Here is a 14764-nt window from a genome sequence, read left to right as displayed (position 1 = left end):
CCCGCCACCATTTTCCATCACGACTAGCCGTCACAGTAAAAGATTGCAACAACACCGTTAAATTATTTCACTTTTAACAAATATCATTTGTTATTTTTGCTCTAAATCTACCCAGTCACCCTTGCTAAGATACGCGCCACTTAACTTATTTTCTTCACACTTTATATGATGTAACGAGGCTCAGTCATGACAGATGCTTTATTCCAGCCTATTCAATTAGGCAAACTAACGCTTAACAACCGCATAGTAATGCCCCCTATGACTCGCTCACGAGCCAGTCAACCTGACGATGCTGCCAACGATTTAATGGCAACCTATTACGCCCAGCGTGCGAGCGCAGGCCTAATTGTTACCGAAGGCACACAAATTTCACCTATGGGTAAAGGTTATGCTTGGACACCGGGCATATACAGTGAGGCACAAATTGCTGGTTGGAAAAAGGTGACTGAGGCTGTGCACGCGAAAGACGGCACTATTTTCGCGCAGCTTTGGCACGTTGGCCGAGTTACCCATCCAGATAATATCGATGGCGAGCAGCCAATCTCCTCATCTGCGATTCAAGCGGAAAACGTTAAAGTGTTTGTTGATAATGGCACTGATGAACCGGGCTTTGTTGATGTAGCACAGCCGCGTGAAATGACCCATGACGATATCAAGTTAGTTATTGAGCAATATCGCCAAGCAGCATTGAATGCGATTGAAGCGGGCTTTGACGGTATCGAACTACACGCCGCTAACGGTTATTTAATCAACCAGTTTATCGATTCTGAATCGAACAACCGCACCGACGAATACGGTGGCTGCCTTGAAAACCGTTTGCGCTTTCTAGACGAAGTAGTTAGCGCTATGGTTGATGCCATAGGTGCCGATCGTGTTGGCGTGCGCTTAGCACCACTTACCACACTAAATGGCACAGTCGATAGCGATCCTATCAACACTTATACAGCCGCAGCGGCGCTGCTCAATAAGCACAAGATTGTTTATCTACATATCGCAGAAGTGGACTGGGACGATGCCCCCGATACACCAGTGTCATTTAAACAAGGGCTTCGCGATGCATTTGATGGCGTGCTTATTTACGCAGGTCGTTACAACGGTGAGAAAGCGCAGCAAGCCATTAGCCAAGGCCTAGCCGACATGATTGGTTTTGGTCGCCCATTTGTCGCCAACCCTGATTTACCCACGCGGATTAAACACGGCTATCCATTAGCCGCTCATGTGCCAGAAACCCTATTTGGCGGCGGCGAGCAAGGCTTAATCGACTACCCTAATTACACTAGCCAAGCCAACGCGGAGCAGTAACCATGATTTTCCAAGATTTTGAGCATCAATCACTAAGCTTAACTAACCGTATCGCCATGGCACCGATGACACGCTCACGCTCCACTCAACCCGGTGATATTCCCAATGAATTAATGGCGAAATATTACGAGCAGCGCGCCACAGCCGGGCTTATTGTTACCGAGGGGACGCCGATATCTGAAGTGGGTCGCGGTTATTCCATGACTCCGGGAATTTACACACCAGAGCAAATCGCAGGCTGGCGCAAAGTTACCGATGCGATCCATAAAAAAGGCGGTAAAGTTTTTGTTCAGCTTTGGCATGTTGGTCGCCGCAGCCATTCCAGTATTTCAGGTCAACAGCCGCTAGCGCCATCGGCAATCAAAGTGCCAGATCAAGTATTCGGCCCATTGCCAACAGGTGGCTTTGGCATGATAGAAACCGAGCAGCCAAAAGCCATGACGCAGCAAGATATCGACAACACCTTCGCTGACTTTGTCCAAGCGGCAAAAAATGCGATGGAAGCGGGCTTTGATGGCATTGAAATTCACGCGGCACATGGCTACCTATTTGATACATTTTTGCGTTTAGAAAGTAACCAGCGAAACGATCAATATGGTGGTAGCCAAGCAAACCGAATGCGCTTTTTACTTGAAACATTATCAGCCGTAGGTAATGAGATTGGCAGTGACAAAGTCGCCGTGCGCTTATCGCCGCATGTGGTTGAAGGCTTCGCTGAACAAGACCCCGAGCTGGTGCCATTAACGTTAAATATGCTAGAGAAATTGCAGCCAATGAAGCTGGCCTATGTGCATTTTTCTGAAAATATTTCCCGCTACCAAGCAGTGCCAGAATTATTCCGCCAACAGGTGCGCGAAGTTTACCAAAACCCAATCATGGTCGCCGGTAAGCTCGATAAAGATAAAGCTCAGGAATTACTCGCCAAAGGTTATGCTGATTTAGTGGCGTTCGGTACGCCATTTGTCACTAATCCAGACCTAGTGGCGCGCTTTGAAAATAGCTGGCCGCTGGCAGAATTTGATGCCGATGCCAGACTGACTCTATATGGCGGCAATGCTGAGGGTTACACTGACTACTCAAATTATTTAGCTTAGTTTTAAGAGCATAAATATTTTGAAGTTCTAAAAGTAGCTCACAAAATAAAAGCTAAGCGTGATTGCTGATTTTCCTGCAATTTGAAAATTCAGCAGTTACGTCTTGGCTTTACCCATTTTTAAAAGCGCAAAATTTTTATATAACCGATAACTTTTATATAACCGACAAAGTAAAGCCATTCGAAACAGGCAAAGTAAGCCACGGAGTTAACGCAAACTAAGCAATTGATGTAAGCAACGTAAACTACGTAAGCAACCTAAGAAGCGTTGGCCAGCTAGCCCTAGAACAACCACCTATTTATAATCAAACACTTACAATAGTTTTTACACCTGTAGATTGAGCTGACAATAACGACAATTCATCAAAATCATAATGCCTGTAAGCTTATACATAAAACCTCTCAGGTATGATGCTAACTTGCTGACAATTCGTCATTTATTGTTATTTTTCACTCATCTTTAGTGTTTTTTAACATCAATGTTTAGACCTTCACTTTGATTTAGCCCCTATTATTGCTCAATATTCCTGCTAATCTAGCTAAAGCTTTTACTCTAAGTAATCGAGAAAAAGCAAAAAAAAGCAGTAAAAACAATCATAAATTCTTCAGGTTTAAAATTCTTGGTCTACACTGAAGTGGTATTGCACAAGTCTGTAATACACACCAAATATCTAGTAAACACCCAAGAGTAACCCAAAACTTAGTTCGCTTTTTCAAAGCAAAGGACCTGTTGAGTAGAAGGAAATCATCAATGAAAAAACTACTGAGTAGATTATCTATTATTCAAATTTCGTTAATAAGCTCAGCCATACTCGCCATATTTGTTGTCACCTTGTTGGTTCAAAACCTATTAAACAAGTGGCACGAAGTGGAAACCACAGAACAAGATATTAAGCTCATTCTCTTGCTTGATGCACTAGAGAAAGTCGCGCATAACCACGCCGTTGAGCGGGGATTAACCGCGGGCTTTTTAGGCAGTGGTACTGACCAAGCTAGGCAGAAAGTTATCGCTCAACGCCAAAAAGCCGATGCATCGATTAACAACTTACGAGAACAGCAAAAAGAGCTTGACCACTTAGGTGATAAACTAAGTCAAAACCTCACTATTTTGTACAACCACGAGGCAGGCAAAACTAGCCTGCGTCGCAAGGTGGATGCGCGTAACGCGCCAGAAGCATTTGGCTACTACAGTACACTCAACAAAATCGCTATTGATATCGCTTCCAGCCTGAAAAACCAAATTAAGCACCCTGAGTTAGCTGAAGAGTTAAGTGCTGCGTTTTTATTTGCTCAATACAAAGAGCGGCTAGGGCAAAATCGCGGTAAAATTAATGGTGTATTAGCCAAACAACAAATCTCGCCAAAAGCACAGCAAGATATTGCGCTATATAGCTCTGAATTGGCGCTTTTAAACAACTACCTTAAAGCCAGCCTTTCTGGCACAGATGATCAGCAGACATTCAACAGTGCGTTAAGTTCAGGTGATTCGATCCGCATTAAAGCAATTGTCGACCAATTGCTAGCGTCAGACAGCCCTGATTTCTCTAGCCTTCCTGCAGCCACTAGTTGGTTTCCAATGGCAACTCAACAAATTGGACAAATCAAAGCCATGCTAGACAAGCAATGGCAAGGTATCCAAGCTGATGGAGAAGCAATGAAAAATGGCGCGTTGAATGAACTAACCTACACGCTAATTGCGTTTGTGGTCACTATCATCATCATTATTTTGCTGAACTATTACTTGCTATCAACATTGCGTGAAGAGCTTGGTTATTTAACCAAAATGTTAAAAGAGGCGGAAAACGGTGATTTAACCGTAGAACTTCGCCTTAATACCAAAGATGAGTTGGGCGAAATATCTAGCGCTATTCACAATACGGTTTATGCATTTAAAGCCTTGATGCTAGGGTTAGATAAGTCAGTAAAATCTGGAACGCGACTCAACAATAGCATGAACGAAGCGACACAAACTGTATTAGAAGAGTCACTTAAAACACAGTCGATGGCCACAAATATCGCCAGTGCAATTGAAGAAATGGCAGCCACTAGCCGAGAAATTGCTCAGTCTGCGTCGCAAACCTTAGATGCTAGCGATGATTTAAATCGACAAGCACAGCAACTGATTGACGACAACCAAGCAAGCCAAACATCGATCAACGATTTAACCGCAAGTATGAATACTGTTGAATCACTTGCTGCACAAATGGAGCAGCAAGTTGCCAGTATTTCACTAATTCTTGATTCTATTAGCAGCATTGCCGAGCAAACTAACTTACTTGCCTTAAATGCCGCAATCGAAGCAGCGCGTGCTGGTGAACATGGTCGAGGCTTTGCCGTGGTCGCCGATGAGGTAAGAAGTCTAGCGGGCAACAGTAAAGAGTCTTCAGAAAAGATTGCTTCACTGCTTAACCAGCTGCAATCCATTACTGAGCAAGTTGTTAAGTCAATTGACGATAGCGCAGAGTTGTCGAAAACGGCCTTAGATAAGTTTGAACAAGCAAAAGACGTGTCTGAGCAAGTACACGCTCAAAGCCGTAACTTAGAGTCGCTGGCAATGAACGTATCTTCTGCTGCCGAGCAGCAATCGACCGTTGCCGCAACCATTGCAGGTGATGCAACGAATGTGCTGGAATATGCGAACCACGAAGTTGAAGCATCTCAAGACTTAGAGCAAATTTTCAAAGATATGAAAATCAACTCTAAAACACTTCAAAACACCATGGATAACTTTAAGTTTCAGTAGCAATTTATACCAATAACAAAAAAGCGAGCATCACTTAGCGTGAATTGCTCGCTTTTTTATTTGCCAATTTTTATCGAATTAGCTTTATCTGCTTAGTTCTAGGCGCTTATTTTTTTAGGATTTAAACACAGATTCGATTCAACGTGGTGTCAACATCAGCAGCTGTGCGCTGTTGTTGCTCAGCGTGCTCTGCAATAGCGGCTAAACCTTGTGTAACATCACGGCTTAACGCCACCACCGTCGCCATAGCTTCATTTATCGATGATGTCGACAGCCGTTGTTCATCAGTACCACTGGCTATTTGTGAGGTTAAATTATCAACGTCAGCAAAGGCATCACCTACTTGGTCTAATGCCGACACTACCTGCTGAGAATGCGCTAAACTTTCTTGTGTTAACGCTTGCCCACGGCCAATTGCATTAACCGCTTTCGTAGACTTTTCTTGTAAACCCTCTACCATCGACTGAATTTCTACCGTTGACTCTTGGGTTCGATGCGCCAGCGCCCTTACCTCATCAGCGACCACGGCGAAACCACGCCCTTGTTCTCCGGCACGCGCTGCTTCAATGGCGGCGTTAAGTGCCAATAAATTAGTTTGCTCCGCGATGCCACGAATAACATCGAGTACAGTACCAATTCGTGAGCACTCCTCTTGCAGCAAGGCTAAGTCATTGGCCATGCTGTTAACTTCATTGGTGACTGATTCTATTGTGTGCTGGCTGGTATTTGACGAAGAAGTACCCTGTGCAAGTATTTCCATCACACGACTAGTCGTTTCGCTAACTTGCTCTGCGCTATCAGATAAAATACTCGAAGTTTCGGCAACTTGGTTGATTGAGCCTGCCATTAACTCAATTTGATTTGATGATTCGTCAACGGCATTAACCGAGTTAACCATTTGTGATGACAGCTTAGTAGAGCCTTGACTTAAAACCTCAGACTCAGTGCGAATTTCTTCAATTACTTGCCCTAAACCTTCAATAAACTCGCTTAATTCATTAGTGATTTCAGCAAGTTCATCGCTACGGCTATCATTAAGTGGAGACTCTGGTGCTTGCTCAGTACTTACCACTAACGCCAAATAGGCTTTTAGCTTGGCAAGCCTAGCCGTTAATGTATGTTGGGAATAAAAGTAACAACCTATCAGCTGAGTGATCAGCATCGCTAGCACAAAGCCTGTAACTGCGCCGCCCGACAAGGTTTCCGCCATCAAGACACTAACGACAACAAAAATGACACCAATCAATGCCAACGGCATCAGCAATTTTACGTTTAACCTATCTAACATATTAACTTTCCATATTATTTTTCTTATTTTTCACAACTTTCTGAGTAATGATATTTACCGTCGTCTCACCTTTAGTCCTGAATAATACTACTCGAGCTATTTTGAAACTTAATACGATAATAAATGACATTATTGTTATGAAAGCGTTACCAAATTACCGATAAATCCGCTATTTTTCTATGATAATTTTAAGATTTAACAGACAAATCATTTATCTGCATGAATATTGAGCAATTATTAATTCTAGTATTGGCGTTGGGAGTTATTTGGGGCGGGATACTGTTACTAAAACAGTCTGCAAAGAAATTTAACCTGACAGATGAACAGAAAAGGAAAATAAAAGAGCGTCAAGCCGCTTGGGAAAAGGAAGAGAAAGAAGAAGACAAGGAATAAAAGGCATCACTAAGGCATTAAAAAGAAGTTAGAGAAGAAAAAGATGTTAAGTAATTGATGGCTTGCTTGGTAAAGCGTTACACAAGCAAACCGTTCCATAAGTACCTTTAATTGTAGCGGCGAAACGTTGGCCTAACTGCGATAAATGGTTTGGATCAGGTGAAAGCCAAAGCGAGTTTTCACTGGGCCGTGAATTTTCAGTACATCTTTCTTAAACACCACGTCGTCAAATGCTTTCACCATTTGACCGCGACGAAATTCTCCCAAGTCACCGCCGCGCTTGCCAGATGGACAGGTGGAATGCTTTTTTGCCAATTTGGCAAAATCAGCGCCTTTGTCTAATTGTTGCTTTAACTTTTCCGCTAGTACTTTGTCTTTCACTAAAATATGTCGGGCAGATGCTGTTGCCATGATTGTTCTCAATAAATCCTCAATAGTGACAATTGTAAACTGAAAACACTAAAAACAACTAATTCAACCACTTCACATATTCAGTTGTGATACGCTATCACCAAGTTTATCTACTACTTAAAATTATAATAATTAACTATGAGCTCCATCGATCATCTATTTAGCAAAAACCAACAATGGGCAGATAAAATACGTGAACAAGACCCCAATTTTTTTGAGCAATTGTCGAAACAGCAATCACCAGAATATTTGTGGATTGGCTGTTCAGATTCTCGTGTTCCCGCCAACCAGCTATTAGGTTTAGCGCCGGGTGAAGTATTTGTTCATCGCAATATCGCCAACCAAGTAGTGCACACTGACCTTAACTGCTTATCGGTAATGCAATACGCGATTGAAGTGCTGAAAGTAAAACATGTGATTGTTTGTGGCCACTATGGCTGCGGCGGTGTTATCGCTTCAATGGACGATGAGCCTAGAGGCTTAATCGATAACTGGCTGCGCCATTTAAAAGATGTTTATCGATTCCATAAGGAAAAGGTAGATGCCGTCACCGATCAAAACGAAAAGTTTAATTTAATGTGCGAGCTCAATGTGATTGAACAAGTCGCCAATGTCGCTAATTCCAGTATCGTTAAAAAAGCGTGGTCTAACGGACAGGAGTTAACGGTTCATGGCTTTGTCTATAACCTTAAAGACGGCATTTTAAAAGATATGGAAGTGTCGGTAGACGGTAAGTAACGGCTAGTGCTTTAACCTAAACGAGAGCCTTAACTAAAACTTTAACGAATAAAAATAGCCAGCGATTGCTGGCTATTTTTTTGATATAGGATGACGGTTGAAAAAACTACTCTTCCGAGCCTTCTAAAATATCGGCAAATTTATTCAGTTTCTCTAATGCTAAGCCATGAATTGATTTACGTGGGTATCGACCTGTGCGACTGATTTCGCCTGCAGGCATCGCCATTAAAATTTCCAGCGCTTGGTCGATGCAATCAACGGCATAAATGGCGAACTTCCCTTCTTTAACGGCATCAATCACATCTTGCTCTAACATGAGGTTAATCACATTGGTACGCGGAATAATCACCCCTTGCTTACCCGTTAACCCCTTGTCTTTACACAGGCGATAAAAACCTTCGATTTTTTCATTCACACCACCAACCGATTGCACTTCACCGTGTTGATTAATAGAGCCGGTAATGGCAATGCTTTGCTCAATGGGCAGCTGAGTAATGGCCGAAATTAAAACACACAGCTCCGCCATTGAGGCACTATCGCCATCAATATGCCCATAAGATTGTTCAATGGCAATATTGGCAGAAATCGATACCGGAAACTCTTGACCGTACTTATGACCGAGATAACCCGTCAGTAGCAATACCCCTTTGGAGTGAATTGATTTACCTAAGTCGACTTCTCGCTCAATATCGGTTACGCCGTTACTGCCTGCATAGACCGTGGCGGTAATGCGCGCTGGTGTACCAAACACGCTATCGCCAATTTCTAACACGGTTAAGCCGTTAACCTTGCCAACATTTTGCCCTTCGGTATTAATCAGCACTTGGCGCTCTTTAATTTCGCTTAGCCAAGTTTCACTTAATCGCCCCGTACGACGCTGCTTTGCAGCTAGGGCAAGTTTGACAAATTCAGCAGTAAGTGTGCTTTCCAGCGACTGCTTGCGCCAGCAATAAACGGCTTCGTCTAACAAGTCATTGATTTGCACAATATTGGCAGAGATCTTGTGTTGATGCTCAGCACGGCGCAGTGCATAGCGCACCAACTCGACAATCGCCTCATCCAGCACTTCGGGATAATCGAATTGTTTTGCACGGCGACGAATTAAATTGCCATACGCTTTCAAACTGGCGTGGTTATTATCAATATGACGATCAAAGTCTGCCAACACGCGAAATAGCTCGGTAAACTCCTGATCGTACTCTTGCAGCATGTAGTAAACATCTGAACTACCCAGTAAAACCACTTTCACATTAAGTGGAATTTTTTGCGGCTGTAAGGTGACCGTCGCGCTCGCGCCCATTTCTGAATAGGGGTTTTCAATGGCTAACTTTTGCGTTTTTAACGCCAACTTTAACCTTGACCACACCAATGGCTGATTGAGCAGCTTATCAGCATCTAAAATCAAATAACCACCATTCGCTTTGTGCAACGCCCCTGGGCGAATTTGACGATAGCTAGTGTAAGTTGCTCCTTGAAAGGTGGAAAAATCGATATGACCAAACAAATTTTGGAAGGTTGGATTTTGCTCGTACACCACAGGCGCGCCTTCGTTCGGCTTACGTGAAACGAGTAGATTTGGCAAGAAGTGCTCAACCAATAACTTACGATTATCTTTATCGTTCGTGTTTTCTGCACTTTCATCTGCCAGTACTTCAAGTACTGTATCAACGGCGTGCTCTTTAAGCTTGCTCAGGTATTTAAGCACACCAATGTTGCTGGCAAACTCGTGCTCTAGTTCTTTAATTAACGGGCGAATACTGTGATCAGCGGTCTCAAACTTAAGCTTTCGCAGTTTGTTTGAAGACTCGCGTTTCCATAGTGGTAACTCAATTAATTGTTCCGATAACAAATTCTCAAGAGCCGCAAGAATTTTGTAAAACTCAGCGCGTTTTTCTTCCGACAGGTTGGCAAATTCTTTATCACTAACAGGTTTACCGTCTACTAGTGGTGAAAAACCAATTTCACCGTTTTCTTCGTGCAGCACTACACTGTGGCTAAGCGCGGTTTGCTCAACTGTGCCAATGGCTTCATCATATTTTTGGTTAAACTCGCGATCAATCGCCGCCTTTTGACGTTGATAACCCGGGTTATCAAAAATTTCTGGAAACAGTGCCATCAACTCATCAATAAAAGTATTGATGCGAGCCAATAACTGCTTGCCATCGCCCGGGCTCACATAGAGGCGGTACGGTGCGTGGTTATCATCAAAGTTGTTGATATAGCACCACTCGGAAGGCGTTGTTTGCTCACCTGCTACTTCGTTTAGCATTTGCTTGATTAACGTTTGGCGACCCGTACCGTGATCTCCCATGGCAAACACATTAAAGCCAATAGCTTCCATTGATAAACCAAATTCCAATGCCTCTTTGGCACGTTCGTGCCCGACAAATGGCTGACGCTCAATGGCGTGCTCAGAGCTGATAAACATCGCCTCTGATAAATTAGCAGTTAATTGGTTTGGTTTTAGCAGGCAGCTAACAGCGGATAAACTCATGCAGGAACTCAAATGAAACATGTTCAAATTTTGTTAGTATTATCGCCAGTTTACTCGCTTGCCTGCCAAGAGCAAAGGTAATTTACCCTTGGCTTTGACAGGTGGTTACTTATCAACCAACGCAACCTAGTTAGCAGCAATTGAACGTTCCCTATTTGCACTAGAAAGTAAGTTTCTTTGACTTGAACAACGCCCTTTCCCGAAGACTAAGGCGACAAGGGTTGGCGATAAAATTTATCGTGCCCGCACTTAGCACAATTAGCGACTTGCGAGAAATGAGAAATCGTCAGCGATGCATCGCATTGTCGGCAAACCAAGACACCAAAACCAATATAGTCACCACTTTGATAGATACCGTCATGGGCAAAATCATCAGGCAGCTCAGCCCACTCAATTTGCGATTTATCTGCCGCTTTTGCTAACGAATCCCACCAAGTCTCGTTAAGTAGCCCTAAATAAATGGAATGTGCGGAGTCTTGCTGCCACTGCTCGCCAAACTCCTTTAAGTCATATTTCAAATTATCAACAAACTGGCCTACTCGCTCTTGCGATAAACTCTCTGCCGCATGTGCTAACGCTTTTGCTTCTTCCACGACATCAATTAACTGCCTAACCTCATGTTGCTGAATATCTTGCAGCCAGTTGGAAAGCTTTTGATAAATGGTATCTAGTTGGTTGTGCTCAGCCATCATCACCCCTTAATCACTTAAGCAAGAAACACCCTATCATTGAGTATAGCTAGCCATGGCGATTAAGTGTTTTTACGGCGCTAATTGTACGTCATCCTAGCTTGCGATTTACGGGATTAAACTTGTTGTTTCCTAGCAGGATAAGGTATTCTATGCGGCAAAATTTAACATGCCGCCATTGCAGCTGCCCAAAGAGCGAATAAATAGCAATAAAATCGTTATTTAACGCCCTCGCTACTTGCCTAGCTACTGACCTAGCGTCAGAGAGATAAGTAACATAAAAAGCTGCCAGTTAAGGCTTAAGCACCCTCTTCTGAGTATTTGAGAAATTAATTGATGGAATCCACATACAATCCCCAATCGATTGAAGCAGAAGTTCAGCAGTTCTGGACTGACAACAAAACCTTTAAAGCACAAGAAAAGCCAGGCAAAGAAAAGTTCTACTGCCTGTCAATGTTCCCATACCCTAGCGGTCGCTTGCATATGGGTCACGTGCGTAACTACAGCTTGGGTGATGTAATTTCTCGCTACCAACGCATGCAAGGTAAAAACGTATTACAGCCTATGGGTTGGGATGCATTTGGTTTACCAGCAGAAAACGCGGCGATCAAAAACAACTCTGCACCCGCTAAGTGGACTTACCAAAATATTGACTACATGCGCGGTCAATTGCAATCGCTAGGTTTTGGCTATGACTGGGATCGCGAATTCGCTACCTGTCAAAAAGATTACTACCGCTGGGAGCAGTGGTTCTTCACTAAGCTTTACGAAAAAGGCTTAGTTTACAAGAAAAACGCGACAGTAAACTGGGATCCAGTGGATCAAACCGTACTGGCTAACGAGCAAGTAATTGATGGTCGCGGCTGGCGCTCAGGTGCGATTGTTGAGCGTAAAGAAATTCCTCAATGGTTTATCAAAATCACTGACTACGCAGAAGAGTTGTTGAACGATTTAGATCAGTTAGAAGGCTGGCCTGAGCAAGTAAAAACCATGCAGCGCAACTGGATTGGTCGCTCTGAAGGTGTTGAAATGACTTTTGCTGTTGCTGACAGTGAAGGTCAAGCGTCTGACGAAAGCTTCGACATTTACACCACGCGCCCAGATACCATCATGGGTGTTACTTATGTTGCGCTTGCTGCCCAGCATCCATTGTCAGTGAAAGCGGCTGAAAACAACCCTGCTCTTGCTGAATTTATTGCGGAAGTGAAAGCAAGCAAGCTGTCTGAAGCCGACATGGCGACGGTTGAGAAAAAAGGTGTTGATACTGGCCTTAAAGCTATTCACCCATTAACCGGTGAATTAGTACCTGTATGGGCGGCGAATTTCGTACTAATGGATTACGGCTCAGGCGCGGTAATGTCAGTACCTGGTCACGACCAACGTGACTTTGAGTTTGCCACTAAGTACGGCCTTGAAATAGCACAAGTTATTGCTGGTGGCGAAGAAGACGATATCAGCAAAGCCGCAATCACCGAAAAAGGTGCATTGATTAACTCTGGCGAGTTTGATGGGTTATCGTTTGATGAAGCGTTTAAAGCGGTTGCCGCTAAGCTTGAATCATTAGGTAAAGGTAAGATCACGGTAAACTACCGCTTACGCGATTGGGGTGTATCACGCCAACGCTACTGGGGTGCGCCAATTCCGATGATTAACCTAGCCAATGGTGAATCTGTGCCAGTGCCAGAAGATCAGCTACCGGTTGAACTACCAGAAGATGTGGTAATGAATGGTGTAACCTCGCCAATCAAAGATGATCCAGAGTGGGCGAAAACCACTTACAACGGTGAAGAAGCATTCCGTGAAACCGATACCTTTGATACCTTTATGGAATCATCTTGGTACTACGCACGCTACTGTTCGACTGATTCAAACGATCAAATGTTAGACCCAGAAAAGGCAAACTATTGGTTACCCGTTGATCAATACATTGGTGGTATTGAGCATGCTATTTTGCACTTATTGTACGCGCGTTTCTTCCACAAACTACTTCGTGATGTTGGCTTAGTTGATTCAGACGAACCATTCAAGAGCCTGTTATGTCAAGGTATGGTGTTAGCAGAAACCTATTACCGTGAAGGTGCTAACGGCGGCCAAGAGTGGATTGCACCAACAGATGTAGAAGTTGAGCGCGACGAAAAAGGCAAAATCACCGCAGCGAAAAGCAAAATTGATGGTGAACCAGTGATTTCGGCGGGCATGAGCAAAATGTCGAAGTCGAAAAACAACGGTATCGACCCACAAGCGGTTATCGAGCAATACGGCGCAGATACCGTGCGTTTATTTATTATGTTCACTTCGCCACCAGAGCAAACCTTAGAATGGTCAGACTCAGGTGTAGAAGGTGCGCATCGTTTCCTTAAGCGCGTATGGAAGCTCGCTGCTGATTTCACCGAAGCAGCAAATACAACAGAGCTTGATGCAGCAAACGTGAACTTTGCTAGCCAACACAAAGCACTTCGTCGTGAGTTACACAAAACAATTGCTAAGGTAAGTGATGACATTGGTCGTCGTAACACCTTTAACACCGCAATTGCGGCAGTTATGGAGCTAATGAACCACTTAGCGAAAGCTAAGCTTGAGTCAAACGAAGATCTAGTGGTGATGCAAGAAGCGGTGCGCGCAGTTACCTTAATGCTTGCGCCAATCGTGCCTCACTTAAGCCACAAGTTATGGCAAGAAATTGGTGACGGCAGCCAAGTTGAAGACGCACTTTGGCCACAGGTAGATGACGCAGCACTTGTTGAAGATGAAAAACTTATCATCGTACAAGTAAACGGTAAGCTTCGCGCTAAAGTAACTGTTGCTGCTGATGCTAGCCAAGAGTCTGTGGAAGCATTAGCGAAAGAAGAAGAAAACGTAGCAAAATTTGTTGAAGGCAAAACGGTACGTAAAGTAATTTATGTACCGGGTAAGCTGCTAAACATTGTAGCCAACTAAAGGTTGGCTAACTAGCTGTTACTAATGACTGTTTAATATCAAATAGCCACTAGCTAACACTATAAAAATGCGCCTATCAAGTCCTTGTTAGGCGCTATAAGTGAGGCGTTAATTTAGGCGCTAAATATTTAATCTTGTCGGGTTCTTTTCGCTTTAGAGTAAGGAAAAATTATGAAGTTATCGTCACGTAAAATAAGCCTGATTGTCGTGTTAAGCATTTTGCTATCGGCTTGTGGCTTTCGCTTACGCGGTGACTTTCTGCTCGCACCAGAACTGCAAACCCTTTATGTTAGTTCAGTTGACAAACACGGTGAGCTCACTCGTTTAGTCAAACAACATTTAACCTTAAATCAGGTGAATATCGTTAGTACACCTCGTGCCGAACTACCTGAGCTGAGAATTTTAAAAGACGAGCTAAATCGTCGCACCCTGTCACTATTTCCTAATGGCCAAGTGGCTGAATACGAAATTATCTATACCGTTAATTACCAGCTACAAATGGCTAACCAAGAACCTCAGCGCTTTAGCTTTGAGCTGTACAGTGATTATCAAGACGACCCAGATCGCACTCTGGCAAAAAGTCGCGAACTTGCACTACTGTTAAAAGAAATGCGCCAACTTGCTGCAGATCGTATCCTACGTGAAATGGCGAGTATTCAAGTTAATAGCTAAGCCT

General features: G+C 43.6%; 11 protein-coding genes. 7 read left to right on the top strand and 4 right to left on the bottom strand.

The features are described 5' to 3' along the window. Nucleotides 1-186: 186 nt before the first annotated feature. The 3 genes from DXX92_RS06065 (at nucleotide 187) to DXX92_RS06055 (ending at nucleotide 5138) form a co-directional block, all read left to right on the top strand. Nucleotides 187-1302, top strand: coding sequence for an alkene reductase (locus DXX92_RS06065; protein WP_115999640.1), 1116 nt, complete (start codon nucleotides 187-189; stop codon nucleotides 1300-1302). A 2-nt stretch (nucleotides 1303-1304) separates the two neighbouring features. Further along, complete coding sequence (locus DXX92_RS06060) at nucleotides 1305-2396, top strand: alkene reductase (RefSeq protein WP_220347627.1); 1092 nt, start codon at nucleotides 1305-1307, stop codon at nucleotides 2394-2396. A gap of 750 nt (nucleotides 2397-3146) precedes the next feature. Then, on the top strand, nucleotides 3147-5138 hold the full coding sequence (locus tag DXX92_RS06055) for a methyl-accepting chemotaxis protein (RefSeq protein ID WP_115999639.1): 1992 nt from the start codon (nucleotides 3147-3149) through the stop codon (nucleotides 5136-5138). 121 nt (nucleotides 5139-5259) lie between these two features. Here the strand turns inward: DXX92_RS06055 and DXX92_RS06050 are convergent, their stop codons facing one another. After that, on the bottom strand, nucleotides 5260-6426 hold the full coding sequence (locus DXX92_RS06050) for a methyl-accepting chemotaxis protein (RefSeq protein ID WP_115999638.1): 1167 nt from the start codon (nucleotides 6424-6426) through the stop codon (nucleotides 5260-5262). 219 nt (nucleotides 6427-6645) lie between these two features. Here DXX92_RS06050 and DXX92_RS06045 point away from each other — a divergent pair, with 219 nt between their 5' ends. Then, nucleotides 6646-6819 carry a DUF2897 family protein gene (locus tag DXX92_RS06045; RefSeq protein WP_115999637.1) on the top strand — a complete coding sequence of 58 codons (174 nt, stop codon included), beginning with the start codon at nucleotides 6646-6648 and terminating at the stop codon, nucleotides 6817-6819. Nucleotides 6820-6951: 132 nt separating this feature from the next. On the opposite strand, the gene ppiC is transcribed toward DXX92_RS06045, so the two are convergent. Further along, a complete protein-coding gene (gene ppiC / locus DXX92_RS06040; protein ID WP_115999636.1) occupies nucleotides 6952-7230 on the bottom strand; it encodes a peptidylprolyl isomerase PpiC in 279 nt (92 codons plus the stop codon). 138 nt (nucleotides 7231-7368) lie between these two features. Between ppiC and can the strand changes: the two genes are divergently transcribed. Further along, nucleotides 7369-7968 carry a carbonate dehydratase gene (gene can, locus DXX92_RS06035; RefSeq protein ID WP_115999635.1) on the top strand — a complete coding sequence of 200 codons (600 nt, stop codon included), beginning with the start codon at nucleotides 7369-7371 and terminating at the stop codon, nucleotides 7966-7968. 106 nt (nucleotides 7969-8074) lie between these two features. Here the strand turns inward: can and DXX92_RS06030 are convergent, their stop codons facing one another. Together DXX92_RS06030 and DXX92_RS06025 are read right to left on the bottom strand one after the other, a co-directional pair. After that, complete coding sequence (locus tag DXX92_RS06030; protein ID WP_115999634.1) at nucleotides 8075-10462, bottom strand: ATP-binding protein; 2388 nt, start codon at nucleotides 10460-10462, stop codon at nucleotides 8075-8077. Nucleotides 10463-10668: 206 nt separating this feature from the next. Then, nucleotides 10669-11151, bottom strand: coding sequence for a zinc ribbon-containing protein (locus DXX92_RS06025; RefSeq protein ID WP_245961407.1), 483 nt, complete (start codon nucleotides 11149-11151; stop codon nucleotides 10669-10671). A 336-nt stretch (nucleotides 11152-11487) separates the two neighbouring features. Between DXX92_RS06025 and leuS the strand changes: the two genes are divergently transcribed. Beyond that, the gene (leuS, locus tag DXX92_RS06020; protein WP_115999632.1) at nucleotides 11488-14088 is read left to right on the top strand and encodes a leucine--tRNA ligase; all 2601 of its coding nucleotides are present in this window, start codon (nucleotides 11488-11490) and stop codon (nucleotides 14086-14088) included. Nucleotides 14089-14259: 171 nt separating this feature from the next. Beyond that, on the top strand, nucleotides 14260-14760 hold the full coding sequence (gene lptE, locus DXX92_RS06015) for an LPS assembly lipoprotein LptE (RefSeq protein WP_115999631.1): 501 nt from the start codon (nucleotides 14260-14262) through the stop codon (nucleotides 14758-14760). The last annotated feature ends 4 nt before the right edge of the window (nucleotides 14761-14764 follow it).

The organism is Thalassotalea euphylliae (genome assembly GCF_003390395.1).
GTDB classification, from domain to species: domain Bacteria; phylum Pseudomonadota; class Gammaproteobacteria; order Enterobacterales; family Alteromonadaceae; genus Thalassotalea_F; species Thalassotalea_F euphylliae_C.
Note: the sequence above shows the minus strand (reverse complement) of the source record. Positions and strands in the feature narration are given on the sequence as shown.

Excerpts from the sequence above, each read along its gene's own strand:
- DXX92_RS06025 (WP_245961407.1), bottom strand. The coding sequence starts at position 11,151 with ATGGCTGAGCACAACCAACTAGATACCATTTATCAAAAGCTTTCCAAC.
- DXX92_RS06065 (WP_115999640.1), top strand. The coding sequence starts at position 187 with ATGACAGATGCTTTATTCCAGCCTATTCAATTAGGCAAACTAACGCTT.
- leuS (WP_115999632.1), top strand. The coding sequence starts at position 11,488 with ATGGAATCCACATACAATCCCCAATCGATTGAAGCAGAAGTTCAGCAG.
- DXX92_RS06045 (WP_115999637.1), top strand. The coding sequence starts at position 6,646 with ATGAATATTGAGCAATTATTAATTCTAGTATTGGCGTTGGGAGTTATT.
- DXX92_RS06030 (WP_115999634.1), bottom strand. The coding sequence starts at position 10,462 with ATGAGTTTATCCGCTGTTAGCTGCCTGCTAAAACCAAACCAATTAACT.
- ppiC (WP_115999636.1), bottom strand. The coding sequence starts at position 7,230 with ATGGCAACAGCATCTGCCCGACATATTTTAGTGAAAGACAAAGTACTA.
- DXX92_RS06050 (WP_115999638.1), bottom strand. The coding sequence starts at position 6,426 with ATGTTAGATAGGTTAAACGTAAAATTGCTGATGCCGTTGGCATTGATT.
- lptE (WP_115999631.1), top strand. The coding sequence starts at position 14,260 with ATGAAGTTATCGTCACGTAAAATAAGCCTGATTGTCGTGTTAAGCATT.
- can (WP_115999635.1), top strand. The coding sequence starts at position 7,369 with ATGAGCTCCATCGATCATCTATTTAGCAAAAACCAACAATGGGCAGAT.
- DXX92_RS06060 (WP_220347627.1), top strand. The coding sequence starts at position 1,305 with ATGATTTTCCAAGATTTTGAGCATCAATCACTAAGCTTAACTAACCGT.
- DXX92_RS06055 (WP_115999639.1), top strand. The coding sequence starts at position 3,147 with ATGAAAAAACTACTGAGTAGATTATCTATTATTCAAATTTCGTTAATA.